General features: G+C 55.4%; 27 protein-coding genes and 1 pseudogene. 13 read left to right on the forward strand and 15 right to left on the reverse strand.

The features are described 5' to 3' along the window. Positions 1-63: 63 nt before the first annotated feature. The 3 genes from AB182_RS18410 to AB182_RS32355 all read left to right on the forward strand — a co-directional run bounded on the left by AB182_RS18410 (position 64) and on the right by AB182_RS32355 (position 2,047). Positions 64-1,182 carry a YbdK family carboxylate-amine ligase gene (locus AB182_RS18410; protein WP_047371368.1) on the forward strand — a complete coding sequence of 373 codons (1,119 nt, stop codon included), beginning with the start codon at positions 64-66 and terminating at the stop codon, positions 1,180-1,182. 71 nt (positions 1,183-1,253) lie between these two features. After that, the gene (locus AB182_RS18415) at positions 1,254-1,499 is read left to right on the forward strand and encodes a DUF1158 domain-containing protein (protein WP_047371369.1); all 246 of its coding nucleotides are present in this window, start codon (positions 1,254-1,256) and stop codon (positions 1,497-1,499) included. Between the two features lie 50 nt (positions 1,500-1,549). Next, a complete protein-coding gene (locus AB182_RS32355; protein ID WP_139153712.1) occupies positions 1,550-2,047 on the forward strand; it encodes a hypothetical protein in 498 nt (165 codons plus the stop codon). A gap of 84 nt (positions 2,048-2,131) precedes the next feature. On the opposite strand, the gene AB182_RS18425 is transcribed toward AB182_RS32355, so the two are convergent. Continuing rightward, positions 2,132-2,473 carry a RamA family antibiotic efflux transcriptional regulator gene (locus AB182_RS18425; RefSeq protein WP_047371371.1) on the reverse strand — a complete coding sequence of 114 codons (342 nt, stop codon included), beginning with the start codon at positions 2,471-2,473 and terminating at the stop codon, positions 2,132-2,134. A 36-nt stretch (positions 2,474-2,509) separates the two neighbouring features. Then, on the reverse strand, positions 2,510-3,610 hold the full coding sequence (locus AB182_RS18430) for an MBL fold metallo-hydrolase (protein WP_047371372.1): 1,101 nt from the start codon (positions 3,608-3,610) through the stop codon (positions 2,510-2,512). A 195-nt stretch (positions 3,611-3,805) separates the two neighbouring features. Between AB182_RS18430 and AB182_RS18435 the strand changes: the two genes are divergently transcribed. The 3 genes from AB182_RS18435 to AB182_RS18445 all read left to right on the forward strand — a co-directional run bounded on the left by AB182_RS18435 (position 3,806) and on the right by AB182_RS18445 (position 5,614). Then, positions 3,806-4,396 carry a TetR/AcrR family transcriptional regulator gene (locus AB182_RS18435; protein ID WP_047371373.1) on the forward strand — a complete coding sequence of 197 codons (591 nt, stop codon included), beginning with the start codon at positions 3,806-3,808 and terminating at the stop codon, positions 4,394-4,396. Next, a complete protein-coding gene (locus AB182_RS18440) occupies positions 4,386-4,754 on the forward strand; it encodes an MmcQ/YjbR family DNA-binding protein (protein WP_047371374.1) in 369 nt (122 codons plus the stop codon). The genes AB182_RS18435 and AB182_RS18440 overlap by 11 nt, the downstream gene beginning before the upstream one ends. Before the next feature lie 62 nt (positions 4,755-4,816). Next, on the forward strand, positions 4,817-5,614 hold the full coding sequence (locus AB182_RS18445; protein WP_047371375.1) for a PhzF family phenazine biosynthesis protein: 798 nt from the start codon (positions 4,817-4,819) through the stop codon (positions 5,612-5,614). 7 nt (positions 5,615-5,621) lie between these two features. Here the strand turns inward: AB182_RS18445 and AB182_RS18450 are convergent. Further along, positions 5,622-6,494: pseudogene (locus AB182_RS18450) on the reverse strand (helix-turn-helix transcriptional regulator). Positions 6,495-6,601: 107 nt separating this feature from the next. On the opposite strand from AB182_RS18450, the gene AB182_RS18455 reads away from it, so the two are divergent. Continuing rightward, entirely contained in the window at positions 6,602-8,023 is a 1,422-nt protein-coding gene (locus AB182_RS18455; RefSeq protein WP_047371376.1) for an MFS transporter, read from the forward strand. 5 nt (positions 8,024-8,028) lie between these two features. Here the strand turns inward: AB182_RS18455 and AB182_RS18460 are convergent, their stop codons facing one another. The 6 genes from AB182_RS18460 to pheP form a co-directional block, all read right to left on the reverse strand. Then, the gene (locus tag AB182_RS18460; protein ID WP_047371377.1) at positions 8,029-8,898 is read right to left on the reverse strand and encodes a DMT family transporter; all 870 of its coding nucleotides are present in this window, start codon (positions 8,896-8,898) and stop codon (positions 8,029-8,031) included. A gap of 64 nt (positions 8,899-8,962) precedes the next feature. After that, complete coding sequence (locus tag AB182_RS18465; RefSeq protein WP_047371378.1) at positions 8,963-9,943, reverse strand: LacI family DNA-binding transcriptional regulator; 981 nt, start codon at positions 9,941-9,943, stop codon at positions 8,963-8,965. A 424-nt stretch (positions 9,944-10,367) separates the two neighbouring features. Beyond that, entirely contained in the window at positions 10,368-11,516 is a 1,149-nt protein-coding gene (locus AB182_RS18470) for a Gfo/Idh/MocA family protein (RefSeq protein ID WP_047371379.1), read from the reverse strand. Further along, positions 11,513-12,577, reverse strand: a complete 1,065-nt coding sequence (locus AB182_RS18475) for a sugar phosphate isomerase/epimerase family protein (RefSeq protein ID WP_047371380.1) — start codon at positions 12,575-12,577, stop codon at positions 11,513-11,515. Before AB182_RS18475 ends, AB182_RS18470 begins: the two co-directional genes overlap by 4 nt. A 15-nt stretch (positions 12,578-12,592) precedes the next feature. Next, positions 12,593-13,831, reverse strand: coding sequence for an MFS transporter (locus AB182_RS18480; protein ID WP_047371381.1), 1,239 nt, complete (start codon positions 13,829-13,831; stop codon positions 12,593-12,595). A gap of 163 nt (positions 13,832-13,994) precedes the next feature. Further along, a complete protein-coding gene (gene pheP / locus AB182_RS18485) occupies positions 13,995-15,392 on the reverse strand; it encodes a phenylalanine transporter (protein WP_047371382.1) in 1,398 nt (465 codons plus the stop codon). A gap of 371 nt (positions 15,393-15,763) precedes the next feature. On the opposite strand from pheP, the gene AB182_RS18490 reads away from it, so the two are divergent. Beyond that, positions 15,764-16,234 (forward strand): 2TM domain-containing protein, encoded by a 471-nt coding sequence (locus tag AB182_RS18490; protein WP_047371383.1) that lies wholly within the window; start codon positions 15,764-15,766, stop codon positions 16,232-16,234. Positions 16,235-16,276: 42 nt separating this feature from the next. Here AB182_RS18490 and AB182_RS18495 read toward each other — a convergent pair whose 3' ends face one another. The 4 genes from AB182_RS18495 to AB182_RS18510 all read right to left on the reverse strand — a co-directional run bounded on the left by AB182_RS18495 (position 16,277) and on the right by AB182_RS18510 (position 19,591). After that, positions 16,277-16,726, reverse strand: a complete 450-nt coding sequence (locus tag AB182_RS18495; RefSeq protein WP_047371384.1) for a GNAT family N-acetyltransferase — start codon at positions 16,724-16,726, stop codon at positions 16,277-16,279. Positions 16,727-16,885: 159 nt separating this feature from the next. Continuing rightward, a complete protein-coding gene (locus AB182_RS18500) occupies positions 16,886-17,752 on the reverse strand; it encodes an ABC transporter permease (RefSeq protein WP_047371385.1) in 867 nt (288 codons plus the stop codon). Further along, complete coding sequence (locus AB182_RS18505; RefSeq protein ID WP_047371386.1) at positions 17,724-18,566, reverse strand: ABC transporter ATP-binding protein; 843 nt, start codon at positions 18,564-18,566, stop codon at positions 17,724-17,726. The genes AB182_RS18500 and AB182_RS18505 overlap by 29 nt, the downstream gene beginning before the upstream one ends. A gap of 20 nt (positions 18,567-18,586) precedes the next feature. Continuing rightward, on the reverse strand, positions 18,587-19,591 hold the full coding sequence (locus AB182_RS18510) for an ABC transporter substrate-binding protein (RefSeq protein WP_047371387.1): 1,005 nt from the start codon (positions 19,589-19,591) through the stop codon (positions 18,587-18,589). 243 nt (positions 19,592-19,834) lie between these two features. On the opposite strand from AB182_RS18510, the gene AB182_RS18515 reads away from it, so the two are divergent. The 5 genes from AB182_RS18515 (at position 19,835) to AB182_RS18535 (ending at position 24,692) form a co-directional block, all read left to right on the forward strand. Then, a complete protein-coding gene (locus AB182_RS18515; RefSeq protein WP_047371388.1) occupies positions 19,835-20,848 on the forward strand; it encodes a malate/lactate/ureidoglycolate dehydrogenase in 1,014 nt (337 codons plus the stop codon). 860 nt (positions 20,849-21,708) lie between these two features. Further along, a complete protein-coding gene (locus AB182_RS18520; protein ID WP_047371389.1) occupies positions 21,709-22,917 on the forward strand; it encodes a SpoIIE family protein phosphatase in 1,209 nt (402 codons plus the stop codon). An 8-nt stretch (positions 22,918-22,925) separates the two neighbouring features. Beyond that, a complete protein-coding gene (locus AB182_RS18525) occupies positions 22,926-23,507 on the forward strand; it encodes a SiaB family protein kinase (protein ID WP_052958864.1) in 582 nt (193 codons plus the stop codon). Then, positions 23,500-23,916, forward strand: a complete 417-nt coding sequence (locus AB182_RS18530) for a DUF1987 domain-containing protein (protein ID WP_047371390.1) — start codon at positions 23,500-23,502, stop codon at positions 23,914-23,916. The genes AB182_RS18525 and AB182_RS18530 overlap by 8 nt, the downstream gene beginning before the upstream one ends. Beyond that, positions 23,910-24,692, forward strand: a complete 783-nt coding sequence (locus AB182_RS18535; protein WP_047371391.1) for a GGDEF domain-containing protein — start codon at positions 23,910-23,912, stop codon at positions 24,690-24,692. The genes AB182_RS18530 and AB182_RS18535 overlap by 7 nt, the downstream gene beginning before the upstream one ends. A 20-nt stretch (positions 24,693-24,712) precedes the next feature. Here the strand turns inward: AB182_RS18535 and accB are convergent, their stop codons facing one another. Further along, entirely contained in the window at positions 24,713-25,174 is a 462-nt protein-coding gene (gene accB, locus AB182_RS18540) for an acetyl-CoA carboxylase biotin carboxyl carrier protein (RefSeq protein WP_047371392.1), read from the reverse strand. Positions 25,175-25,760: 586 nt separating this feature from the next. Continuing rightward, positions 25,761-26,363 (reverse strand): cupin domain-containing protein, encoded by a 603-nt coding sequence (locus tag AB182_RS18545; RefSeq protein ID WP_047371393.1) that lies wholly within the window; start codon positions 26,361-26,363, stop codon positions 25,761-25,763. Positions 26,364-26,402 lie beyond the last annotated feature (39 nt).

Here is a 26,402-nt window from a genome sequence, read left to right on the forward strand (position 1 = left end):
CGGCCCATGCAGGTCTCCAGGGCATGCCTATACTTATCGAAAACCTCACAAGGATAAGCGAGCATGCCCCTACCCGATTTTCATGTATCAGAGCCTTTCACCCTCGGGATTGAACTTGAACTCCAGGTCGTTAATCCACCCGGCTACGATCTCAGCCAGGACTCTTCGCGTCTGATCGACGCGGTAAAAGCGCAAGTTAAAGCCGGAGAGGTCAAACACGACATCACGCAAAGCATGCTGGAAATTGCGACAGGAGTCTGCCGCGACATCAACCAGGCGGCACACCAGTTTTCCGCCATGCAACAGATCATTTTGCAGGCGGCAAACGAGCATCATGTACAGATTTGCGGCGGCGGCACGCACCCTTTTCAAAAATGGCAGCGTCAGGAGATCAGCAACGATGAACGTTATCACCGGACGCTGGAAATGTTCGGCTACCTGATGCAGCAAGCGACCGTTTTCGGCCAGCATGTGCACGTGGGCTGTCCGAGTGGCGATGATGCCATCTATCTTCTTCATGGGTTATCACGCTTTGTGCCGCATTTTATCGCGCTTGGCGCCGCGTCCCCCTATGTGCAGCGAACGGATACCCGTTTCGCCTCATCGCGACTGAACATTTTTTCCTCTTTTCCGGACAATGGTCCCATGCCCTGGGTCAGTAACTGGCAGGAGTTTGAAGGATTATTTCGTCGCCTCAGCTATACCAGCATGATTGAGAGCATTAAGGATTTGCACTGGGATATTCGCCCCAGCCCCCATTTTGGTACCGTCGAGGTGCGGGTAATGGATACGCCATTGACCTTGTCACATGCGATTAATGTCACCGGATTTATTCAGGCTATCGCCCACTGGCTGCTGGCAGAACGCCCGTTCAAACATCAGGAGCGCGATTATCTGCTGTATAAATTCAACCGTTTTCAGGCCTGTCGTTTTGGTCTGGAGGGGATCATCACCGACGTTCATACCGGCGAGCAGCGTAAGATAGCCGACGATATTGAACGGATGCTGGATAAAGTTGCGCCGTGGGCGGATAAACTCAATGCGGGCAGTGCCATCGCCGAACTGATGAATTTCGTCAAACGCGGGAAAAGCGAATCGCAAATGATGCGCGACTTTGTTGCCGACGGCGGCTCGCTGATTGGACTGGTGCAAAAACACACCGAAATTTGGGCGGCGGGCTAGCACAGTCCCGGGAGATTGCACCTCCGCGCACTTTCCCGGACAATATCGTTTTTAACAACCGATTAACTGTTATGAAGCACCCACTGGAAACATTAACCACCGCGGCAGGTATTCTGCTGATGGCCTTCATCTCGGTATTGCTGCTACCCGCCCCTTCCCTGGGGTTGGTGCTGGCGCAAAAGCTGATGGATACCTTCCATTTTCAGGACCTGAATCAGCTCTATACCGTGCTGTTTTGTCTGTGGTTTCTGCTACTTGGCATTATCGAGTTCTTTGTTTTGCGCTTTATCTGGCGCCGTTGGTTTTCACTGGCTTAAGGTCTGCCCCGGATAAAGCACCTGCGCCGCCATCCGGAAAAACCTGTCGGGTGGCGCTTCGCTTACCCGACCTACCAGTGCGTAGCCCGGATCAGGCGCCTGTGCCGCCATCCGGGAAAACCCGTCGGGTGGCGCTTCGCTTACCCGACCTACCAGTGCGTAGCCCGGATCAGGCATCTGCGCTGCCATCCGGGAAACCCGTCGGGTGGCGCTTCGCTTACCCGACCTACCAGTGCGTAGCCCGGATCAGGCGCCTGTGCCGCCATCCGGGAAAACCCGTCGGGTGGCGCTTCGCTTACCCGACCTACCAATGCGTAGCCCGGATCAGGCGCCTGCGCCGCCATCCGGGACACTCCCCGGTGGCGCTGCGCTTACCGGGGCTACAAGACCTTAGCCCGGATCAGGCATCTGCGCTGCCATCCGGGAAACCCGTCGGGTGGCGCTTCGCTTACCCGACCTACCAGTGCGTAGCCCGGATCAGGCGCCTGCGCCGCCATCCGGGAAACCCGTCGGGTGGCGCTTCGCTTACCCGACCTACCAATGCGTAGCCCGGATCAGGCGCCTGCGCCGCCATCCGGGAAAAATTCAGGGCAAAAAAATCCCGGTTGACCTTAGGCCACCGGGATTAGGCGTCAATGCGCGCGTGGATGATTCTCTTTGCGCCAGACACCCGGCGGCTGATTGAAGGTGCGGGTAAAGATCCGCGTAAAGGTCTGTTGCGAATCAAAGCCATATTTCAGGCAAATATCGTAGACCTTATCATTGGTATTGAGTAAATCCCGCGCCGCCAGTGACAGTTTGCGTTCGCGAATATAGCGCCCCAGACTCTCACCTTTGTAATGCAAAAACAGCCGTTGCAGATGCCATTTTGAATACCCGGCATGGCGCGCGATATCATCAATACGCAATGGTTGATGTAAATTGTCGTCGATCCACTCGACGATAGTGTCGATAACCTGAGCGGAAATAGTCATACAGCGCTCCTCCTCTCTGCTCTTCGAAATAAACCGTTATTCCCACCAGGCGTGGAAGCTCTGGGCGCTATCCGCCGCATGAACCGCCTCGCCGAGAGTGGGCGTTAACAATCGATACCCTTTGCCGAGGCTTGCCGCCGCCAGACGTTTATAAGGATCGTCCCAGGTATGTTTTGCCAGCACGAATCGTCCGGCGTGGCCCGGCAGTACCGCCCGCGCATTTAACTCCTCCGCTGCTTGCGCCGTTTCCTCCGGCATCATGTGGATGTACTTCCAGTCCTGGTCGTACTGACCGTTTTCAAGGATCGCCAGATCCACCGAACCAAATTGCTCACCGATGGCCTTAAAGTGCGGCCCATAGCCGGTATCACCGCTGTAATAGAGCTTGCGGTCCGGGGTGACAAACATAAAGCTCGCCCACAACGTCTGGTTGCGTTTCAGACCGCGCCCGGAAAAATGGCGCGCAGGCAGCACATACACATCCAGTTTGCCGCTAACAGTGATTTTCTGCTGCCAGTCCGCTTCCTCGATGATGTCCGGGTTCATGCCCCAGTAACGCAGATGCGATCCCACGCCGAGCGGGGTGATCACCCGTTTGATTTTTGGCATCAGCCCCCTGATGGTGGCGTAATCCAGGTGGTCGTAGTGGTCATGGGAAATGATTAGCAGATCGATTTCCGGCATGGCCTGCGCCGTCCACGGATAGTCGCCGTCGAAGGCTTTATTCAGAAACGAGAACGGCGCGGCGTAATTGCTCAGCACCGGATCGATAAGAATGCGCTTCCCGGCCAGTTGCAGATACCAGGAAGAGTGACCCAGCCATACCGCCGTGTCCTGCTCCAGCGGCAGACTTGCCAGATCGGTCTTTACCATCGGCAATGGCCGCTGTGGGCGTGCATTTTCCCGACGGGTGGTTAAAAACTCCCATATTGCCGCCAGCATACTTTTCTGCCCCGTATAACTGGGCGTAGGTAACTGATTATGAAATTCACCGTCCCGGTACTGCGGGGACTGCTCCACCCTGGTCAGTTGCTCGCCCTGTGGGCGCTGACCAAATCCGGCGTTTAAAACAAAAGGCAAACTGGCAGCAGATACAACGAGCATAATAAGAACCACGCTAAGTAAGAGACGATGCATACCCTGATCCGAGAAAATGTCCCTTCCGCTGGAACATTAAAAATAGACTGGACTTGATTATGAGTGAGTAAGCACTCATTATAGAAATGAATAGAAAGTCGTCAAGATGATTTTCGATCTTTGATGTTCAGCGTTGCAGCGTCACAGAGGGCATGGTTCAATCGTGGTTTTTCTAAATGTGAGAGGGAAAGTGTAGTGGCTCGTCCGAAGAGTGAAGATAAGAAAATGGCATTACTGGATGCGGCAGCTGTCGCTATCGCGAAAACCGGCATTGCCGCCTCGACCGCGGTGATTGCCCGTAACGCGGGCGTGGCGGAGGGCACCCTGTTTCGTTATTTTGCCACCAAAGACGATCTGCTTAATGCGCTCTACCTGCATTTGAAATCTGACCTTTGCCAGACCAAGATCGACAGCCTCGATCGTTCGCTCAGCGATCCTAAAATACACACCCAGTCCATTTGGAACAGCTATATCGACTGGGGTATCCGTCATCCGTCTGCACATAACGCGATTCGCCAGATTGCGGTGAGCGAAAAAATCACCCCGGAAACGCGCCAGCAGGTTATGGATATGTTCCCGGAGCTGCATGAAATCTGCCACCGCTCGGTGAGGCCGGAATTTCTTTCCGAAGCGCTCTCGCCCTTTGGCGACGCCATTTTTCTGACGCTGGCGGAAACCACGATGGATTTCGCCAGTCGCGACCCGCAAAAAGCAAAAGAGACCAAACGGCTGGGCTTTGAAGCCATGTGGCGCGCGCTCACCGTGGATAACAGCGATGGACAGTAAAACCCTGCAGGAGACGGCTCGTCGCATTGCACTGGAGCTGCCGTTTACTGACCTGTGCTGGCCGTTTGGCCCGGAACACGACATTTTCAAAGTCGGCGGTAAGATTTTTATGATGACCACCACCGCTCATGGTCGGCCCATGGTGACCCTGAAATCAGACCCGCAAAAATCCCTGCTTAATCAACAGATTTATCGCAGTATTGAGCCGGGTTATCACATGAATAAAAAGCACTGGATCTCCATTTTTGCTGGCGATGATATCAGCGAAAATCTGCTCGCCGATCTGATCAATGACTCGCGGGACCTCGTGGTCGATACGCTGACCAAAAAAGATCAGCAGCGCCTGCGTCCGCGCTGACTGTTCGGAAAACGAAAAACGCGTTACGGTAGACTTTCGTTTTTCTGACAGGAGCACGCGCAGTGGAACTTGAGATCTATCAGGTTGATGCTTTTAGCACACGCCCTTTTTCCGGCAATCCGGCGGGCGTGTGTATTACCCCTCAGGGTCTTGAAACCGCCACAATGCAGCAGATAGCGGCGGAGATGGCCGTCTCCGAGACCGCATTTCTGGCGCTCGATGAGTACCGTCTGCGCTGGTTTACACCCGAGGCAGAGGTCGATTTATGCGGTCATGGCACGCTCGCCACGGCCCATATTTTGCGCCAGACCGGACTGCTTGCCGTGGGTGAAAGCGTTGTCTTCACTACCCTCTCCGGGCCGCTTAAAGCGACCGCCGGTCCTGATACCATCGAACTGGATTTCCCGCTTCTGGTGCCGGATATGCAGTATGTGCCGGATGAGGCTTTGCTGGATGCGCTGGGTCTCGACGCCAGTGACGTCTCTGCCTGCGGGAAGTTTGGCCCCAAAGTGATGATGGTGGTCGAAGACGCACAAATAATTGACGCGCTCAAACCCCGGTTCCAGGCGCTTAGCGCACTGCCTGGACGGGGTGTGGCGATTACCGCCCCCGGTCATGGCAAATACGATTTTATCTCTCGCTACTTCGCGCCATGGGTGGGGGTAAATGAAGATCCGGTGACCGGTTCTGCGCACTGCGCGCTGGCGGCATACTGGGCGGCGCGTCTGGATAAGCGTACCCTCTGTGCCTGGCAGGCCTCACCGCGCGGCGGGGAATTGCACATTGCGCTGACCTCAGCAGGTCGGGTAGCGCTGGCAGGCCAGTCGCATACGGTTCTGGCCGGAACGCTCTTTCTTTGAGAAGCCCCTAGCCATGCTCCGCCAGCCATGCCAGCGCCCGCTCCCCCTGCTCATCTATCGGTAAATAGACCAGCAGCCGCGAACCGTTGCGCGGCGCTGAAAACCAGTACATTTGCTGCAAAGAAAATTCGCCTAACTCGGGGTGAGTAAAGGTTTTCAACTGGTTCTCCACGCCTCGCACGTCATAGTGCTTATGCCATAGCGAGGCAAACTCTTCCGATACGGCGCAAAAGCGCGCCAGCTTCGCTTCCCACAGCGGGTCGCCCCGGTGTTCCGCCATCGCCGCACGGAAATAGGCAACAAATGTCGGCAGGACACTCTCTTTGCGCCCGATTCGGCTACGCCACGTCGGATTCGTCAGGTAGAGATAGATACAATTACGCTCATCTTCCGCTATTTGATGAAAATCTACGCCCATCATCCGCGAAAATGCCTCATTCCACGCCACAATATCAAAATTGGGCTTTTGGATACTGGCCGGTTGTGGCAACAGGCTATCGAGCATTTTACGCGCCCCGATGCTGATACCTTCACACTGCGGCACGGCGGGCGTCTCCGCAGGCGTCAGCCCTGCGAGCAAAAACAGATGGCGGGTTTCGGTTGCCGAACACTCCAGCGCGTTGGCGATCGCCTACATCACGCTGGCAGAGGGGTTGACATCCCTTCCCTGCTCCAGCCAGGTATACCAGGTCACACCGACGTCCGCGAGTAACGCCACCTCTTCACGCCTTAAGCCTGGTGTGCGACGCCGACCGCTGCGCGGCAGACCGAGACGCTGCGGGTCGAGGCTTTCACGGCGGGAACGTAAAAAAGCGCCGAGCTGTTTTCGGTTTTCGTCCTGTACGCTCAACAGAGGGGCTCGTTCCGACATCAGGCTCATAAAACCTCCAGCATGGTAGTACCAATACCAGTATAAGCAAGAACTGGTACCCGTTTTCAGTATCAGAGATGCTACGTCTATCCGATGAATGACGCAATGGAGTTACCATGAATACGTCAGTTGTTTCACCCGGTCGTGCGGGCTTGTTGTTACTGTTGACCGGGCAAATGCTGCCCATGATCGATACCTCGATCACCAACGTCGCCCTCGATTCCATCACGTTATCGCTGCATACCAATACGACGCAACTCTCCCTGATTGTGGCGCTGTATGGCGTCGCGTTTGCCGTCTGCCTGGCGATGGGCAGCAAACTGGGCGATAACCTTGGCCGGCGCAAAATATTCTTATGGGGAGTCGCGCTGTTCGGTATCGCATCCCTGCTGTGCGGTCTTGCAAATTCCATCACCGCCCTCCTCGCGGCACGCACCCTGCAAGGCATGAGCGCGGCGCTGATCATGCCGCAAATTCTCGCAACGCTGCACGTGACCCTCAAAGGCCCGGCCCACGCCCGCGCAATCAGCCTGTATGGCGGTATCGGCGGTGTGGCATTTATTATCGGACAGATGGGGGGCGGCTGGCTGGTGTCGGCGGATATCGCCGGACTCGGCTGGCGCAACGCCTTTTTTATTAACGTGCCCATCAGCCTGCTGGTACTGGCATTAAGCCATCGTTATGTCCCGGAAACCCGCAATGAAGCCCCAACGCGCATTGACTGGCAGGGTACTTTCGCGCTGGCGCTCATCTTGTGCTGCCTGCTCTTCCCGCTCTCCCTTAGCCCGGATTTAGGCTGGCCGTGGCAAAGCCAGGTGGCCTTACTGGCAATCATCCCGCTGGCACTGTGGATGCGCGCGGGCGCACTGCGTCAGGAGCGAAACGGGTTGCATCCGCTGATGCCTCCGCGCCTGCTCAAATTAGCCAGCATTCGTTTCGGCCTCTTAATTGCGCTGCTGTTTTTCTGCGCCTGGTCCGGCTTTATGTTCTGCATGGCGCTCACATTACAGGCCGGTGTCGGCATGGCGCCGTGGCAATCCGGCAACAGTTTCGTGGTATTGGGATTGTTCTATTTCGCCTCGGCCTGTTATGCGCCGACACTGATCGCCCGTCACAGCCTGCGTACCATTCTGCTAAGTGGTATTGCGATTCAAATAAGCGGTCTGGCGGCTCTGTTCGCTACGATCTGGTTGACCCACGGCCATCTCAACGCCCTGAATCTTGCGCCGTCCACCGCGCTAATTGGTTACGGACAGGCGTTGATCGTGAACAGTTTTTACCGTATCGGGATGCGTGACATCGCAAGCCAGGACGCGGGGTCAGGCAGTGCGATTCTCAGTACGCTGCAACAGGCAACGTTGGGCCTGGGTCCGGCAGTGCTCGGCGGGCTGTTTTTGCATCTGCTCAACCTCAGCCAGGGCAATTACAACGAGGCGCTGGGCGGGTTTTTAATCGCAGAGATCGTGATGATGCTGCTGCTTGCCGTCGCCGCGATTGGCGCACGCCAGCAGCTTGCGCCCCGTTGCCCGGCAAACTGAGGACATCATCTTTTTGACGGCAGGCGTGCCACCAGCCGCCAGCGAAACCAGAGCTGTGCGACCAGAATCAGCACGCCGCCGATGATTTTTTGCAGCGGCAGGCGTTCGCTGTACCAGAGAGCGGCAACGATCACCGTCAGCAGCGGTTCGAGCACCATGATGATGGCGGCGCTGGCAACGGCGGCATATTTCTGCCCCTGCAGTTGCAGGCCAAAACGCAGGCTGGTGGCAATCAGAATACTGGCAACCAGCCACAGTGCCGTAGTGGTAGTAAATGGCTGCGTCCAGTGTTCAAAGAAAAGCGAGATCAATACCCCCGCCAGCCCCGTTAGCGCCAGTTGAACCGCCGTTAGCGGAAGTAGCGGGACATCGCGGGCAATACGGCTGGTGTAGCAAAACGAAATGGATTGCACAAAAGCGGTCAACAGGAACCAGCCCTGGCTGGGATGAAAGACAATCGGCGTATGCAGGCTTAACAGCGCAAGGCCAATAAAGGCAAGCGGCAGGCATTCCCAGTACGCACGAGCCGGACGCACTCCCATCATGCCCCAGGCGACCAGCGGCACAAACAGCATCGACAGGCTCATGATAAACGCCCCTTCACCCAGCGACGGTGTGGTCGATACCGACCAAATCCACAGGCACAGGGTGAGCGCCATCCACAGGCCGCTAATCAAGACCTGACGGAGTTTCGCCAGCGCAATAGGCTGCCCGCGACAAAATGGCAGCAACACCAGCGCCGCACCTAAAAAACGCAGCCCCAGAAAGGCGAAGACGGGCATACCGGATATGGCCTCGCGGGAAAAGATCCAGCCGCAGGCGGCAATCATAGTGGTGATGACCAGGAACAGTTCTGCTTGTCGTTGCCGGTTCATTGGCAAAGCCCCTAACGTATAACCCGCCAGCGAAAAGGCGGGCAAAAAAATAACATCAATATTCTCAGGCGCTGGCGCGGGAAACGTATTGCCAGTCCATCATGATCCTCTGCGCCGGGGCCTCGGGATTATCTATTTTATTGAGCAGTAGCCCAACGGCCTGGCGGCCAATCTCTTTTGACGGCTGATAGACCGTCGTCAGCGGCGGCGTAACCATTTCCGCCAGTTCTGTACCATCAAACCCGACCACCGCAATATCCTGGGGCATTTTCAGCCCGGCTTCATGAATAGCCAGTACGGCCCCCGCTGCGAGAGTATCCGACACGGCAAATACCGCATCAGGACGTTCAGTATTGCGCAGCAAAGCCTGCATGGCGGCTTTCCCGGCGCTAAAACTCAGGTCGCTCGCATACTCAACGACCGTATAATCACGCTGATGCGCCTTAAGTCCGGCGCGGTAACCCTCTTCGCGTGAGCGGGCATATTTATAGCTGAGATCGTGGTTAATCAGCGCGATACGTTGACAACCGCGCGCCAGCAACTGATCAATCACACATTGCGCTGCGTCGACATCGTTAATGCCAACACAGGAGACATCACCGTCATCGGCATATTCCGCGCACTGCACCCAGGGGGCGCTGCCGATAAGCGTCGCCAGTTCCGGCAAGCGCGAGGAGGCGTCCATGGTGATGATGCCGTCGACGATTTTCCCGGAAAGCAGGTTGAGTGCCGAGCGTGAGCGCTCCATGTCCGAACCGGTATTGCACAGCAGGATACGAAAACCGTTTTTTTCCGCTTCTTCTTCAATCCCTTTCACTACTTCGGCGCAGAACGGGTTGGCGATGTTGGAAACCAGCACCAGAATCATTGAGCTGCGGGCGGTACGCAACTGGCGCGCCAGCAGGTTCGGCTGGTAATTGCTTTCAGCAATGGCTTTGAGTACGCGCTCGCGGTTTTTGGCTTTAACGGATTCACTGTTATTGAGCACGCGCGAAACGGTCGCGACGGAAACGCCAGCCAGCCTGGCGATTTTTTGAATGGACATAACGTCGATATTTCCTGCGGTTAGCGTCTGGCTAGCAGGCTACCACAACGTCAGATGGCATGCACGACGCGCACCTGTTGCCGCATCCGGATAGCATGGCAGGCGTAAGCGCCGCCAGGGTTGTCCCGGATGCGGTTACGCCTTATCTGGGCGACTGGTTCGGTGCCCGATCGTAGAGGGGGGAGGGATCCCCACACAAAATGTGAGCACGATCGGTTCCCTCTCCCTGAGGGAGAGGGCCAGGGTGAGGGGGAAAATGCGGCTCGGGAGGTGGGTTCCGTTCACCTTATGTTCATGGCGAAATGTCACCCTCGAACACGTGAACGGGTAAAGGGGAACACCGCGTTCCCCTTTACCATCCCCGCGGCCCCGCAAAGAAATCGGTGCTTCGCACTGCGTTCGCCACCCGCCAGGTCAACCAATATCAATACGCCACCGTCACCCACTTTTGTTGCGCGTGGCTTTGCAGGATGGCGTCGATAATAAACATCACGTTGGCCCCATCGTAAAACGAGGCAAATCGGGCCTCGTCACGAGCAGGCATTTTCCCGTCCTTTACCGCACGATAGAAGTTCAGCATCATGTTTTTAAACGCATCCGGCCAGCCTTCGATATGTCCTCCCGGGAAATGCGCGCTGGCGGCGACATCCGGTGACATCAGCCCGGGGTCATCAGTCAGGATCTGGTTAGGCTGCTGGCGATGGCCAATCCACAGTTGTTGCGGCACTTCCTGATCCCAACCCAGTGAGCACTCACTACCGTTTATTTCAAAACTCAGGCGATTTTTCCGCCCCGCACTCACCTGCGACACGCTAAAGCACCCTTTACTGCCATCGTCAAAACGCACCAGCACCGACCCGGCATCCTCGGTGGTCACGGTTTTGTCTTCCACCTCTGCCGCCTGCTGCGTATGGGTGAAAGTCCCGGCTCCACGGCTGGCTTTGCGAGTCGCCCAGACGATGGATAAATCCGCCATCACCTGGGTAATACGCCGCCCGGTGACAAACTGCAGCGTATCGCACCAGTGCGAACCGATATCCGCTACCGCCCGCGACGGACCGCCGGATGCCGCATCCACGCGCCAGTTATAGTCCGTTTCCAGCAGCATCCAGTCCTGCAGATAGCTGCCATAGACAGAAAACAACCGCCCCAGTTGCCCGGACTGACGCAAACTCGCCGCCTGCTGAACCATTGCAAACTGGCGATAGACGAAACTGACGCCGTGCACCACGTTCGCCTGTTCGGCAAGCGCCACCAGCTCACGCGCCTCTTCGACCGTCATACACAGCGGCTTTTCCGAAAACACGTGCTTTCCGGCCCGCAGAATCTGGCGGTTTATTTCCGCATGCAAATGGTTGGGCGTGCAGTTATGCACCACCTGTAACCCCGGATGCGCCAGTAGCGCCTCCACGCTGGCATACGCATGCGGTACGCCGAGCTGCCTTGCCTTTTGCTGTGCGCCCGCCAGATTTGCATCGCACAGTGCCACCACCTCAACAAAACCCAGTCGCCGAATGGCTTCAATATGCGCCGGGCCAATAAACCCGGTGCCAATAATTCCGACCTGAATCATTCCACACTCCCCAGCCCTAACATGCTGCGCACGCTATTCCGGTCTTCTTGCCCGGCGGCAAAATCATCAAACGCATGTTCCGACACAGGAATAATGTGACGGCGAATGAACTCACTTCCTTCCCGCGCGCCGGTCTCTCCGGCTTTCAGGCAGCACTCCCACTCCAGCACGGCCCAGCCGTCATACCCGTACTGGGTGAGTTTGCTGAACACCGCGCCAAAATCGATTTGCCCGTCCCCCGGCGAGCGAAAACGTCCCGGCCTGTCGACCCAGCTCTGATAGCCGCCATAAACACCACTACGCCCCGTTTTCCGGTACTCCGCATCCTTCACATGGAAGGCTTTGATGCGTTCATGGTAGATATCGATAAATGCCAGGTAATCCAGCTGTTGCAGGTGAAGATGGCTCGGGTCATACAGGATATTGCAGCGCGGGTGGTTGTCTACGCCGTCAAGAAAACGCTCAAAGGTGACGCCATCATGCAGATCTTCACCGGGGTGGATTTCGTAGCACAGATCCACACCCTGCTCATCAAAGCTGTCGAGCACTGGCCGCCAGCGGCGGGCCAGTTCAGCAAATGCCTCTTTAAACAACAGGGCGTTATGGGGAGGCCACGGGTAGAGATAAGGCCAGGCCAGCGCGCCGGAAAAGGTCGCATGCGCGCGTAACCCGAGGTTTCGCGAAGCACGCGCTGCCTGGAACAGTTTTTCTGTCGCCCAGGCCTGACGCGCCGATGGATTTCCACGCCGCGACGCAGGAGCAAAGCTATCAAACGCAGCATCATAGGCCGGGTGTACCGCTATGAGTTGCCCTTCAAGATGCGTGGAAAGCTCGCTAATCGCCAGCCCGCGCTCCGCCAGCACGCCGCGCACATCGTCACAATAACTCTGGCTTTGCGCCGCCTGTTCGACATCAAAAATCGCCGGGTGGTTACAGGGGATTTGCAGCGCCTTGTAGCCCAGCCCTGCCGCCCAATCGGCCAGCCCTTCCAGCGTATTAAATGGCGGCCGCTCCCCAATGAATTGCGCCAGAAAAATCGCCGGCCCCTGAATGGTTTTCATAGCACCTCCCACAGCTTATGCGTGCTCTTGATCGTTGTATTTAAAAGAAAGAAGGAAAATCAGCGCGATAACGGCTGCGGCAATCGCCGGGATCCACCAGAAGGTCACCCACGCCTGTGGCAACGTCTGCCCGGCGACAAGGCGGTTATACAGCGCACCGGAAATTTGCGAGCCCAGCAGCATGCCAATGCCATAGGTGAACATCACAATCATGCTTTGCGCCTGACCTTTTACCTTCTCGCCCGCCACGCGGTCGGTGTAGATAAAGCCGACCACAAAGAAGAAGTCGTAACAGACACCGTGTAACAAAATGCCGAGATAGAGCAGGAACCGCCCTTCCTCACTCACACCGAGCGCAAAGAAAGCATAACGTACAAACCAGGCGCACATGCCGATCAGCAGCATGTACTTGACGCCGAGGCGGCGAAACAGCAGCGGGATCACCAGCATAAAGAAAATTTCAGACATCTGGCCGAAGGACATCGCGGTACTCACGTCCCCCACGCCCGCATCTGCCAGATAGGAAGCGGTGTAGGCGTAATACGTGCCGAGCGGGACGGAAATCAGCATCGCGCAGAGCGAGAAGACAAAGAAGTGACGGGTTTTCAATAGGGCAAACGCATCGGCGCAAAACAGGTCACGCATGGCGACCGGCAGCCCTTTAGCAGGCGCCGGCGTATGCGGCAGCGTCAGGCTATAGAGCGCCAGCGCCACGGAGCAGATTGCCGCCACCTGGAAAATGGTCACGCTCGACGAAATGCCCGTCACGCCGATAAAGATCCCCGCCACAATCCAGCCAATGGTGCCGAACACGCGTACCACCGGGAAGGTTTTGTCGATATTGCTCAGGCTGTGGAAGGCGATGTTGTTGGTCAGCGCCAAAGTGGGCATGTAGCACAGCGTATAACCAAACAGCAGCGCAATCAGCATGGCACCGTTTTCCGCCACCAGCGCCTGCGGCACAAACATCAAAATCGCGGCCCCGGCCAGATGCATCACCGCCATCACTTTCTGCGAGGCGAAGAAGCGATCCACCAGCATGCCGAGTACGAACGGCGACAGAATGGACGCGATAGGCCCGGCGGAAAACGCATCGCCAATCAGCAGCGACATGTTGTGTTGCGTCATCACCAGACCGAGCGTAACGGACCAGCTCCCCCAGATAAAAAACTGTAAAAACATCATCAGTGACAGCCGGGGCACCAGCAGTCGATGCTGAACGAGATTTCCACTACTTTCGGTTGTTGACACCATTTTTTTGCCTCACCCATTAAAAGTAATCGATTACAAAATGCATCGAGAAGAAAAGTAATCGATTACAAAATAATTTTCCTGTGTGTTGAGACAAGAGTGGGAGATCTATCACGATAAATTTACTGGGGAGAAATTGCCCCGCCGGATCTGGCGAGGCAGCGTGTTATGCGCGTTTCTGAGGACGACGTAATGCGCGGAAAGCAACAAACAGGAAGACAATCCACGCCGGCAGCAGAATGGCCGACAGCCGCATCCCGTCCATGGTGCACATCAGCACGAGGATCATCAGCATAAAAGCGATGCACAGGTAATTGCCGAAAGGATAGAGCAGCGCCTTAAACTGGGGATCGCGCCCTTTTCGGCGCATCGCGGCGCGGAATTTCAGGTGCGCCAGCGAAATCATGATCCAGTTCAGCAGCAGCGTCGCCACCACCAGCGCCATCAACAGCCCAAACGCCTCTTTTGGCAGGATATAGTTAACCAGTACCACCAGCGAAGTGATCGCGCCGGAGAGGAGCAACGAGTTAACCGGCACGCCGCGACGGCTGACGCGGGTCAGGAAGGCGGGCGCGTTGCCCTGTACTGACAGCCCAAACAACATACGGCTATTGGAATAGACACCGCTGTTGTAGACCGACAGCGAGGCCACCAGGATGACAAAATTCAGAGCCGATGCCACGAGATTGCTGTTCAGGTTGTGGAAAATCATCACAAAGGGACTGCTGTCGGCTTTGATATCGACCCACGGATACAGCGCCAGTAAAACCACCAGAGAACCGATATAAAACAGCAGGATACGGTAGACCACCTGGTTGACTGCTTTCGGGATGGTGGTGTGCGGCTCGCTGGCCTCAGCCGCCGTGATACCAATCAGTTCAAGGCCGCCGAAGGAAAACATAATCACCGCAAGGGAGAGGATCAGGCCGTTCCAGCCGGTGGCGAAGAAACCGCCGTGAGACCAGAGATTGTCGAAGCTGGCCTTCTCTCCGCCATGACCACCGAACAGCATCCACAGACCAAAACCGATCATGCCAATGATCGCCAGCACTTTGATAAGGGCAAACCAGAACTCGGTTTCGCCATACAGACGCACATTCACCAGATTGACAGCATTAATAATGATGAAGAAGGCGGCAGCCCAGATCCAGGTTGGGACATCGGGAAACCAGTACTGCATATAGATGCCGGCGGCGGTCAGTTCCGCCATACCTACCAGCACAAACATCGCCCAGTAGTTCCAGCCGGACAGGAAGCCCGCAAACGGCCCCCAGTATTTAAAGGCAAAATGGGCAAATGAACCGGAAACTGGCTCTTCAACCACCATCTCACCGAGCTGGCGCATAATTAAGAAGGCAATAATGCCTGCGACACCATAGCCCAGCAGCACCGCCGGACCCGCCATCTGGATTGCCGGACCGATACCTAAAAATAGGCCGGTACCGATAGCGCCCCCCAGGGCGATTAATTGAATATGGCGGTTTTTCAATCCCCGTTGCAGCGTCGACCCCGAATCCGACGCGGTATCTGCTGAGTGCTCAGATACCTTTGACGCGTTTTTCACGTCTTTCCCCTTTTCGTGTTTTCATAAAGCCGCACCTTTTAACATTTACGGCACGGTGTAGCAAGAAAGTCAGGGCTGCGGAAAAGGGCCTCCTGAGCAGGTATGTGATATCTCCCGTCCTTTAGACACGCGGGATGATAATCCGATCGGCACCGATGGATTCCAGGGTGAAAAGGCAAAACCCGGCGCATTTGCAGCAGAATAAAACCGAAAAACCGCATCACGCATTGTGCTTGAATATCGCAACGCCAAAGAGCAAAGTGGCTCGGCACGCGGCGTGTCATGCCCCTGTCAGGTTGCTGTCGGGTGCATGTCGTGTCGCCATTTTCGCTTTTGGGCAACGCTGTAATCCTGCTTACCACGGAGACATTATGATGAGTACCAATCGAGTGAAAGAGTTTCGCCTTGCCCGTGCCTGGTCTCAGGAACAGCTCGCGGAAATGGCGGCATTAAGCGTGCGTACCATACAGCGCATTGAAAACCAGGAACAACCAAGCCTGGAAACGCTCAGCGCTCTGGCGGCCGTTTTTGAGGTGAGCGTCAGCGAACTTTCCGGCAGCACGCAAAGCGAAGGCGATGAAGCGCTTGATCAGCGCATCACGGAAGCCAGAAAGCAGCTGGAACAAGAAAGCCGCTTTTACCGTTCGGTATTAACCGCAGTGGTGGTCTGCGTTTTACTCTATATCCTCAATCGCACGACATCGCCAGAGAGCGTCTGGTCACTATGGGTAGCCGCTATCTGGGGCGCGTTACTGGTGGTGCGTGGACTGCGTGTTTTTGTCTTTGGCAATTTGATTGCCGGCTGGCAGAAAAAACGGCTGCAAAAGCTGCTGCGCAAATAATCCCATAAGCGCGACTGCCACCGCGTAGCGCTTGCCCGGATCTTACAGGGTCTTGATAAAACACACTGCGTCATCCCTGCCGATATAGGCGCCATAATTGTCGGTAACGGTGTAGCCGTGCTTTTTATAAAACGCCACGGCCTTGTGGTTGATGCGCCGCGTTTCGAGGGCGATTTCACGATAGCCAAGCGCGCTTGCGGCCTGTTCCAGAAAGCGCAAAAGGGCGCTGCCGACCCCCGCTTCGCGACCGGTGGAATACATTCTTTTCAGTTCCGCCGTTTCCTGTGTTAACGGGCGAATGGCGCCGCAGCCTATCGCAACACCCTGCGCGTTTCGGGCCAGCGCCCATACTGCCCGCGCGGATTGCAGATCGGCAATATTAAAAGAACGTTTGCCGCTGCTGCCGGTTATCTGCGCGAGCACGGAGGAAAGTTTTTCAATAAGCGCCTGCGAGTCTGCCGATAACGGATCGGCTTTTTCTATCTGGATCATCTCTTCCTCTTACGGTTTATTGTTGCCCTGTCGTCACGCATGAAGTGCTATAACAGTTAAAAGCCGTTGAAGATAAAGTCCAGCGTATTTTTACTCTAAAGGTCATAGCGAAGATGAGCGCCCTCGCCCGGGGGCGAGGGGCAGTACGAGGGAAAAAAGCTAACGCTGCATACCCCAGCGCTTAATCGTCACCTTCTCCAGGCTGGCAAATACCACGCCTTCCACCAATAAACCAATCACAATCACTGTCACCAGCCCGGCGAATACTCTGTCAGTAAACAGCTCATTGCGGTTCTGGAAGATATACCACCCCAACCCACCCTGACCGCTTGAAGCGCCAAACACCAGTTCGGCGGCAATCAACGTACGCCAGGCAAACGCCCAGCCGATCTTTAACCCGGAGAGGATCGAGGGTAGCGAGGCCGGGATCAAAATAGTCAGCACATAGCGGGGGCCGCTCAGCCCGTAATTACGCCCGGTCATGCGCAGCGTTTCCGGCACACTACTGAACCCGGACCAGGTATTGAGCGCAATCGGCCACATCACCGAATGCACCAGCACAAACACCAGGCTGACATTCCCCAGCCCGAACCACAACAGCGCCAGCGGCAACAACGCAATGGCGGGCAGTGGATTGAGCATCGCCGTAAGCGTGCTCAGCAGGTCGCGACCAAACTGGGTGGTCACCGCCAGCGCGCTCGCCAGCAGCGCCAGCACGCTGCCAATCAAATAGCCCTTTAACAACGTACTAAAAGAGTTGACGATCTTCTCCGGTAACTCGCCGTTACGCATATCCTCTGCCAGTGCGTGCAGAGTTTGCGCCACGCCGGGCAGCATCAAATCATTTTGTGTCACCCGCGCTGCCAGCTCCCATAATGCCAGCACCAACAGCAGAATAAGCGACTTGCGTAGCCATGTCTGATGCCATAATCGCTGGCCCAGCGGCAGCGGCGTCTCGACAGGAAGATCGCGTAACGGCGCAAGCTCGCGCTCAAATTCAGGACGAATGTAAGGTGGCTGCGACATACGCGCGCTCCTGTTTCTGTTCGGGCCGCGGGTCGTTAGCCGTGGTCGGAAATAACAAATCGTGAATATGGCTGGCGGCATGTTGAAACGCCTCGCTGCCATAGTCATTCAGGGAATATTGATGGCAATTCAGCTCAGCGCGCACCCGGCCAGGATGCGGCGATAACACCAGAATACGGCTTCCCACCACCAGCGCCTCCTCAATGGAGTGGGTCACAAACAGCAACGTAAAGCGTTCTTCCTCCCACAGGGCAAGTAACTCTTCTTGCATGGTGCGACGCGTCAGGGCATCCAGTGCGGCAAAGGGCTCATCCATCAGCAGAATACGCGGCTTCATCGCCAGCGCGCGGGCTATCGCCACACGCTGCTTCATCCCCCCCGACAGCATGTGCGGCATCACATCGGCAAAGTCCGCCAGCCCCACTTTATCCAGAAAATGCAGCGCCGTGTCCCGGGCTTGCGCGCGGGTCGCCTTGCGACTTGCCAGTAACGGGAACATCACGTTCTCCAGAACCGTCTTCCAGGGCGGCAACTGATCAAACTCCTGGAACACCATCATCCGCTCCGGCCCGGGCGCGCGGATGCGTTGCCCTTCCAGCAACATCTCACCGCCGCGCGGCGCAAGAAAGCCCCCTGCCGCTTTCAGCAGGCTCGATTTCCCGCACCCGGATGGCCCGAGCAAAATAAAGCGATCGCCTGGCCAGACATCAAAGCTGACATCGTGGGTGGCCCGCACCTGACGTTCGCGGGTGCGGTATTCAATATCCACATTTCTGACCTGTAGCAGCGGTCCGTCGGATGTTGTCTGTGCCATTGTTGCCTCCGCCATGCGGCTTAACTGCCTGGGTTTTCCCACGCTTCATTGAAGAAATAGTCTTTCCAGGAGTCGGCTTTGTTTTTCAACACGCCCAGCTCGTAGAGTTTTTCGGCGTATACGCCCGTACGTTCAGGCGAAACGGTAAAACTGATTTCCGGGTCATTAACAATTTTTTGTACCAGCGCTAATGGCAGACGAGATTTCTCAACCCGAATATAGGTTTCTGCGGCGGCATTTTTATCGGCATTAATAATGTTTGCCGCTTCACTCAGCGCGCGATAAAACGCTTTATACGTTTTTGGGTTCTCATCATGAAATTTTTGCGTGGTGTACAACACATTAAAGGTTGCCTGTCCGCCGAGTACATCATAAGAACTGAGAATTTTATGGACATTGCTGTGTTCCAGCGCCTGATACTGGAATGGCGGGCTGGAGAAATGGGTCGTAATTTCCGAACCACCGGCAATTAACGCCGCACTGGCATCCGGATGTGGCAAGCTGACGCTAATATTATCGAAGCGTTTGAAATCTGCGTTGCCATATAATTTGGCGGTTTCAATCTGCAAGGTCCGCGACTGGAAACCCACCCCTGCCGCCGGTACTGCAATACGGTCTTTATCGCTGAGATCTTTAATCGTTTTTACCGCCGGGTTATTGCTCAGCAGGTAATTAGGCATCGACCCTAATGAGGCAATCGCTTTCACATTCTGTTTGTCTTTGGTGCGATCCCAAAGGGTCAGAAGCGGCGGAACACCGGCAGAGGCCACATCCAGCGCACCGGAAAGCAGAGCTTCATTCATCCCTGTCGCCCCGGAAATGGTGCGCCAGTCAACCTCAATATCAAGCCCCTCTTTTTTCCCTTCTTTTTCGATAAGCTGCTGGTCACGCACCACATCGAGAATCAAATAACCAATACCAAACTGCTGGGCAATGCTGATTTTTCCTTCTGCCAGCGCCGATGCGCTAATACCGCTCAACGCAACGGTCAACATTGCACTGGCGATCATTGTCATTTTATTCATATCCTTTCCCCGGAGGTTTCTTATGTCATATCCGGAAAATGATTGGCTGGCGGGGCATTAAAAAGGAAATGATTTTATTCGCAATGCTTATCTAAAAAATCACAATAGCGTTATGGGTCGTCTCTATTGCCAATGAATAGCCAAAAACTGGCAAAGCAAAGTTAATTTTGATGGTTATGTAAAAAAAACATCCTCGTTATAGTCAAAATACGCTCAATAACCCTGTTTGCGGTAAGATTAATTATGCCTGTATTAACCCACCAGCAATTGCGCACGCTGCTGGAACAACATCTTGTGCGTGTAAATACCCCGCAGGAGATTGCCCGCCAGGTCGCCGATAACCTCGTCGAAGCATCGCTAAAAGGTCACGACTCACACGGCGTGACTCTGCTCCCACGCTATATCAGCGCCATTCTGGCCGGCGATTTGCAACCTGCGGCGCAGTTGCGGCTGATTCGCGATGCAGGCCCACTCCTCTCTTTTAATGGCGGACGCGGTTTTGGCCAGGTCCTCGGCAGGCAGGCGATGTCGGCGGGTATTGAACGCGCGCGTCAATACGGCGTCGCGCTGGTAAGTCTGGCAGATTCACACCATCTGGGACGTATCGGCGCCTGGGCCGAGCAGGTCGCCGCGGCAGGGCTGGTATCGATCCATTTTGCCAATGTCGCCGCGCCGTCTGCGGTATTACCGTTTGAGGGGCGCCACCCGCGCCTTGGTACCAATCCCTTCTGCGTGGGGGTGCCAGTTAGCGATCGTGCGCCGGTGATTCTGGATTTCGCCACCAGCGCGATTGCCGGGAACAAAGCGCGTATCGCCTGGAATGAAGGGCGGGCCATTCCGCCTGGCTGTGCGGTGGATGCGCAGGGTAATCCCACCACCGATCCGCGCTGGCTGATGGAGGAACCGCGCGGCGCACTGCTGGCCTTCGGCGGGCATAAAGGCGCAGGGCTGTCGCTGATTTGCAGCCTGCTGGGCGCCGCACTGACCGGCGGCGAGACTGAAAGCCATCAGATCCCGCCACGCCCAGGCATCATCAATAATATGCTGTCTATTATTTTTGATCCTGCCCGGCTGGGCGCGGGCGAGAACTATGCGCAGGAAGTGATTGCCCAACTCGACTGGATGCAGCACGACCAGCAGGGGCACGATGTCCTGCTCCCCGGTGAACCGGAAGCCCGTGCCTGGCAACAACGGCTGGAGAGCGGGATCTACGTTGACGAGGTGAGCTGGAAACAATTTGAGGCGCTGGGGCTGTAGGTTTTCCCTTCTGGTGGCCTTTTCCCCTCACCCTAAACATTTCCCCAGGGGCGAGGGCATCGTTTTTCCCCTTTCCCTGAGGGGTGATGGTTCCCCGGTCATATGACGTTTTACAGCGATAACACCGCGTAATGAGAACAAAAGCGTTACAGCGATGACTGGGTCCGGCCGAAAATCGATGAGGCGTTGACGGCTGACCGGGGCCGCCCGCAGGGAAGCGGGCGGAGGGGATAGCCTGCAAGGACGCAGGCTGGTCCCCGACCCGAAAGTCAGACGGCATAAGACGAGTGGACCGCGAAGCGGCGATTTTCCTGGCCGGGAGCCCGGGTCGCCAGGGCGGTGGCGGTGAGCCGCCCTGGCACGTTCACGGGTTCTGGAGCGATAGAAAAGCAAGGAACATAAGGTGAACGGAATGACCACCAGAGCCGCATTTGCCCCCTCACCCTGGCCCTCTCCCTCAGGGAGAGGGGACCAATCGTGCTCGCATTTTTTGTGGGGATCCCTCACCCCTGGAGGGAAAAGGTCGAGGTGAGGGGGAGCAGCCGCACAACCCTCCCCGCCACTTTTTTGAATACTGCACAAAATTTGGGGTTGATTACCAAGATGATAAAGATTATCTTTCTCATTACTGAATAGTTGAGTGAATCGCTCAGGTATTCAGTACGACATTGCTCACATTGCTTCCAGTATTATTTGCCCGCGCGTCAAGTGCGGGCTTTTTTTTGCCTCTGGCAAAACGGCTAAGATTTGGCTTTGGGAACAATAATCTATCGTAATAACCCGCTGTAATCCGCTGCAATGAAATCGTCACAATCAGACTTTATCCTCAGATTATTCTTATTAAGGAAAACAGCAGGATCATGGATATACCTCTTTCATCGCGGCAGCTTACTGCGGGCGTGCTACGTATTGCCGTTCCGCACGTAACCCCCGAAGCAAATAATGTGCAGGTCATGTCGATGTTCTCTGAACATAAGTCACTGATTGGCTTACCCGTTCTTGAGCAAAATCGTCCTATTGGCATGATTAACCGCCATATTTTTTTGTCGCAGATGAGCCGCCCGTTTTTCCATGAACTCTATGATCAGAAAAGCTGTATCGCGTTTATGGATAAAACGCCGCTGATTGTCGAAGCTGATGCAGGTCTGGATTATCTGGCCGAGCGCGTCATCGAAACAGGCGATAAAGCGATTACCGAAGGGTTTATCCTCACCGAAGACAACCAATATATCGGTATTGGTCTGGGTCTTGATCTGATTCGCACGGTCTCGGATTTGCAGGCTAAACAGCATATGCAAATCATGCAAAGCATTGAATATGCGCGGATCATTCAGGAGTCTATGCTCAGCCGCTCACGGCAAAACATAGAGCAAACGCTGGATGACTGGTGTCTGTACTGGCACCCGCGCGACTGCGTAGGCGGCGATATTTACGCCTTTCAGCGCTGCGAAAACGGCTGGCTGCTGGTGCTGGCCGACTGTACCGGGCACGGCGTTCCCGGCGCCTTTATGACCTTTATTTTTTCCTCGGCGCTCGAAAAAGCGCTAACTCAGGCTCAGCCCCACGAGCCAGAGCGCCTGCTCGCGTCAATTAACCATTATATAAAACAGACGTTGAGCCAGAGCCATCCCACCGCAGATATGGGCCAGTCGAACGATGGTTGTGACGCCATTGCCGTGTTTGTCGATACGCAAAATGAGCAGCTTATTTGGTCTAACGCTCGCATGCATGCCTTTATGCTCGGTACCGACGACGCAGATGTCATTAATCTTGACGGCGACCGCAAAGGGATTGGCTATTCAGATACGGCCACAGATTACCAGTGGCAACGTCATCAACGTCCGTTGCGCCGTGGCGATACGTTGTTGATCGTTACCGATGGCGTAACGGATCAGATTGGCGGCCCGCGGGAAATAATGTTTGGTAAGAAGCGTATTCAGTCATTGTTATTGCAGCAACGTGCGCTGCCGATGTCCTCTGTTTCCGAAGCGCTACTCTCCGCGCTGACGGACTGGCAGGGTAAGCAATCTGCGCGCGATGACATGACGTGGTTTGGGTTTCGTTGGTGATAAATTAAATGAAAATAAGCGACCTGCAGGTCAAAGAAGCTGTTTTGCTCCCCCTTTTCACTCTTCAGCGGCAAAGCGCTGTCGAGCTTTTTTATACGGGCTATTTTTCCCAACAGCACATTGTGTCGATGGGTGACGTGATGCGCACGTGGCTGGATAAACATGAAGCCTCCTCGGCGACGCGTCGCAAATTATTCTCCGTCTTTATTGAGATGGGGCAAAACATCGTTCGCTATTCATCGGATGAACGCTTTCTGTGCACGGGCCAGGATGAACTGCGCTATGGTTCACTCTGCTTTCACACCGACCAGGTGAATTATTACCTTGAAACCGCAAATCTTGTCGGCCCGGAAGAATCCTCTTTGCTAAAGACAAACCTCGAAGTCCTGCGCACGATGACCCAGGCGGAAATCCGCAATGCCTGGAAACAGGGATTACGCAGTGAAGCGCCTGCCACGAGCAAAGGTGCGAATATAGGTTTGTTGACCATGGCGCGGGATACCAGTGAGCCACTGGAGTATCGCATTCATCCACTGGCGGCCAGTTCGTTGTCCGCCTTTCACCTAAAGGCAACCTTCTGCCATGACTGATATAACATTAACCTCTTCCATCGAGCAGCCCGCAACTCAGGCCACACCGGAAGTGAATTTTGATTTTTCAGCACATCGTCTGGTGCTTAAAGGTGAAGCCTATCCTGAAAATGCCGCGGCGTTCTTTCGCCCGCTGTTGCAGGCCATTGAGAACTGGTTGCAGGACAAACCGACCACCGATGAGCCTGTTCGTTTGCATGTTGCGCTGAGCTATTTCAATAGTTCCAGCACCAAGCTGTTGTTCGAACTGTTCGAGTGTCTGAATGGCTTTGCGAAAGGTGGTATCGCCTGCGAGCTGCACTGGTACTATGACGAGGAAGACGATATTTCCGAAGAGTTCGGTCAGGAGTTACGTATCGACTTCCCTTCCCTGGCTGTCTTTCTTATCCCGGATCTTGACGCATGCTAGATATCAATGAGCTATTCAAGGAGGAATATTCCGTACTCGAAGACGCTCGCCTGGCGGCGGCAGACGCCGCGCTGCCCGCCGATGCCTGTCGTGAAAAGCTGTGGAGCGTGGCGAAGCACTATCAACGCCTGATCCGCGAATCCTACCGCGTGATCAGCCGCAGCGACCGTGCGGAACGCGAACTGAACCGCATGAACGAGCAACTGCAAAAACTGGCGGCGCAGCTGGAATATGAAGCGACGCACGATCCACTCACCGCCGTATATAACCGCAGCGCTATCATTAATCACATCAATAAATCCCTGACACAGGCGAATGTCGCCCTGATCCTGCTGGATATTGATCACTTCAAACGTATCAATGACGAATATGGTCACCCTACGGGCGACCGGGTGATTTGCGCGCTGGTCTCACGCATTCGCCGCGCGCTGCCGGAAAGCGCCGCCATTGGTCGTGTCGGCGGTGAGGAGTTTACGATTTTACTGCCGGAAGCCCGTGTTGAAGATGCGATGATCATCGCCAGCTACATTCACTCTTCTCTTAATGCTTCGCCGCTGGATGTCTTACCGCAACAACGGGTAACCGCCAGTTTCGGTGTCAGCCTTGGCCTGAAAAACAGCGATTTTGAAAATCTGTACAGCGCTGCCGACGCCGCGCTCTATACCGCGAAAAAGCGCGGGCGTAACCAGGTTGCACTGCATGAGGATTTTTTCCGCCGGATGCCCCCGGCGCAGGCGGGCATCGCACTCGCCCGCCAGGGTAGCAGCACGTCGTAACAGGCCGGTCGTCAGTCGCGTTATTCGATGACGACCAGCGGCTCGTCAAACTCAACCGGCTGACCACTTTCCACCAGAATCGCTTTCACTACCCCCGCTTTGTCAGCTTCGATCTGGTTCATCATTTTCATCGCTTCAACGATACACAGGGTATCGCCCACATTCACTTTCTGCCCGACTTCACAGAACGCTCTGGCATCCGGACTCGGCGTGCGATAGAAGGTCCCGACCATCGGGGAACGGACAAAATGACCACTGATTTTGCCAGCCGCAGGCTCTGCTGTCACAGCCGTTACGGCTGGTGCAGCCGCGTTAGACAGCGCTGGCTGCGCCATGACGGGGAGCGTGTAGGTTTGCTGTGTTACAGGGGTAGCGACGGCGCGGCTGATACGGACCGACCCTTCGCCCTCAGAAATTTCCAGTTCGGAGATGCCTGAGGCTTCGACCAGTTTGATCAGTTGCTTGATTTTTTCAATATCCATAAAGGTTCTCAGTGGTTCTGTGCCGAATGTCGCGCAGGTGCAACGACGTGAATATGCAGTGTATAGAAGAGGTTATTGCAAAGCGCAACGCGAAACAGGATCTTCGGCGATCGAAGGGAAATAACAAAACGGGAAGAAGGGAGAAAAACCGCGGTGCTAAAAACGATTAAGCCCTGGCAGATGCCAGGGCCTGGTGTTTTAAATCGAGCAAATGTTTCAATTTTACTTACCCTCCCGGCGCTTATCTCCGGCACTCACTCTTTATTGTGGCGTTAGCTCTGTCTGGGGGTGAGGCCATAGTAGTCTATCGGAAAATTCCTGGCAATAAGCAGATCATACCAGGTTTTCAGAATTATGACGGCGATCATAATTTCCTAAAAGCTCCAAAAAATCCATTAAATGACACCAAAAAAAAAGCCAGCTCGCATGAGCTGGCCGAACATGTCCAAAACCTTTTATTCAACAGTGTCTTTCAATAGAGAAGACCATCATTACATACACAGAGAGCTTCGCATTCCTAATGCGCTTTAAGCGTAGACCGCAAAAAACGCCCCGCCATAAAACAAGAAAATTCCTGGCAATGGGATTATAACCACTGCTCCAAAAGCAACCCCTGCGCGCCAAAAACCGGGTCGCTATGGGGGAAGGTCGCGCTGGCAATCGCTGCCAGCCTTTGCGCAGTGGGGGCATCACGACAGAGATCGAACTCCTGCCCTGGCGGATACGCGCCGACGACGGAAAAATCAGCGCTACTGCCAAGGTTACAGTGCCCCGTTCCGGCGGGTAATACCACCACATCGCCCGCCCGTACGTTCAATTCCTTACCGCCCGGGCCGCCCAGCATCAACCGGGCTTCACCGCCGACAAACCCCAACACTTCATGCGCCGTGCTGTGGTAGTGGTGGTAATCAAACACTCCGTTTACCCATTGCGGTGGCCAGCCATTTTTCGCAAACAGTTGTTGCGCGTCCTGAGCGGTTGCCCGTCCGGGAATAACCTGACGGTATAGCAAGACGGGCAACGCAGGGTTGTTGGGCACCCACGCTTTCGGCGAAAGCAAAAAAGCCTCGGTCACGGGAGCCGAAGCTGCCGCAGACAGCCCTTTTTCCGCTGCCTGAAGCAGCCAGGGAGTCGTCAGCGCGGCGCCAGAGAGCATCTTCATAAAACAGCGACGATTCACATCAGCCATAGCACCTCCTGAATGTTGAGTCGTCTCCTTAGCGTAGAT

The sequence above is a fragment of the Phytobacter ursingii genome, assembly GCF_001022135.1.
In the GTDB taxonomy this organism is placed as follows: Bacteria; Pseudomonadota; Gammaproteobacteria; order Enterobacterales; family Enterobacteriaceae; genus Phytobacter; species Phytobacter ursingii.

Coding starts and splice junctions, on each gene's coding strand:
- AB182_RS18495 (WP_047371384.1), bottom strand. CDS start 16,726: ATGATCCAGATAGAAAAAGCCGATCCGTTATCGGCAGACTCGCAGGCG.
- AB182_RS18535 (WP_047371391.1), top strand. CDS start 23,910: ATGCTAGATATCAATGAGCTATTCAAGGAGGAATATTCCGTACTCGAA.
- AB182_RS18415 (WP_047371369.1), top strand. CDS start 1,254: ATGAAGCACCCACTGGAAACATTAACCACCGCGGCAGGTATTCTGCTG.
- AB182_RS18520 (WP_047371389.1), top strand. CDS start 21,709: ATGGATATACCTCTTTCATCGCGGCAGCTTACTGCGGGCGTGCTACGT.
- AB182_RS18410 (WP_047371368.1), top strand. CDS start 64: ATGCCCCTACCCGATTTTCATGTATCAGAGCCTTTCACCCTCGGGATT.
- AB182_RS18525 (WP_052958864.1), top strand. CDS start 22,926: ATGAAAATAAGCGACCTGCAGGTCAAAGAAGCTGTTTTGCTCCCCCTT.
- AB182_RS18470 (WP_047371379.1), bottom strand. CDS start 11,516: ATGATTCAGGTCGGAATTATTGGCACCGGGTTTATTGGCCCGGCGCAT.
- AB182_RS18510 (WP_047371387.1), bottom strand. CDS start 19,591: ATGAATAAAATGACAATGATCGCCAGTGCAATGTTGACCGTTGCGTTG.
- AB182_RS18490 (WP_047371383.1), top strand. CDS start 15,764: ATGATGAGTACCAATCGAGTGAAAGAGTTTCGCCTTGCCCGTGCCTGG.
- accB (WP_047371392.1), bottom strand. CDS start 25,174: ATGGATATTGAAAAAATCAAGCAACTGATCAAACTGGTCGAAGCCTCA.
- AB182_RS18515 (WP_047371388.1), top strand. CDS start 19,835: ATGCCTGTATTAACCCACCAGCAATTGCGCACGCTGCTGGAACAACAT.
- AB182_RS18545 (WP_047371393.1), bottom strand. CDS start 26,363: ATGGCTGATGTGAATCGTCGCTGTTTTATGAAGATGCTCTCTGGCGCC.
- AB182_RS18425 (WP_047371371.1), bottom strand. CDS start 2,473: ATGACTATTTCCGCTCAGGTTATCGACACTATCGTCGAGTGGATCGAC.
- AB182_RS18465 (WP_047371378.1), bottom strand. CDS start 9,943: ATGTCCATTCAAAAAATCGCCAGGCTGGCTGGCGTTTCCGTCGCGACC.
- AB182_RS18440 (WP_047371374.1), top strand. CDS start 4,386: ATGGACAGTAAAACCCTGCAGGAGACGGCTCGTCGCATTGCACTGGAG.
- AB182_RS18500 (WP_047371385.1), bottom strand. CDS start 17,752: ATGTCGCAGCCACCTTACATTCGTCCTGAATTTGAGCGCGAGCTTGCG.
- AB182_RS18480 (WP_047371381.1), bottom strand. CDS start 13,831: ATGGTGTCAACAACCGAAAGTAGTGGAAATCTCGTTCAGCATCGACTG.
- AB182_RS18505 (WP_047371386.1), bottom strand. CDS start 18,566: ATGGCACAGACAACATCCGACGGACCGCTGCTACAGGTCAGAAATGTG.
- AB182_RS18430 (WP_047371372.1), bottom strand. CDS start 3,610: ATGCATCGTCTCTTACTTAGCGTGGTTCTTATTATGCTCGTTGTATCT.
- AB182_RS18530 (WP_047371390.1), top strand. CDS start 23,500: ATGACTGATATAACATTAACCTCTTCCATCGAGCAGCCCGCAACTCAG.
- AB182_RS18455 (WP_047371376.1), top strand. CDS start 6,602: ATGAATACGTCAGTTGTTTCACCCGGTCGTGCGGGCTTGTTGTTACTG.
- AB182_RS18460 (WP_047371377.1), bottom strand. CDS start 8,898: ATGAACCGGCAACGACAAGCAGAACTGTTCCTGGTCATCACCACTATG.
- AB182_RS18475 (WP_047371380.1), bottom strand. CDS start 12,577: ATGAAAACCATTCAGGGGCCGGCGATTTTTCTGGCGCAATTCATTGGG.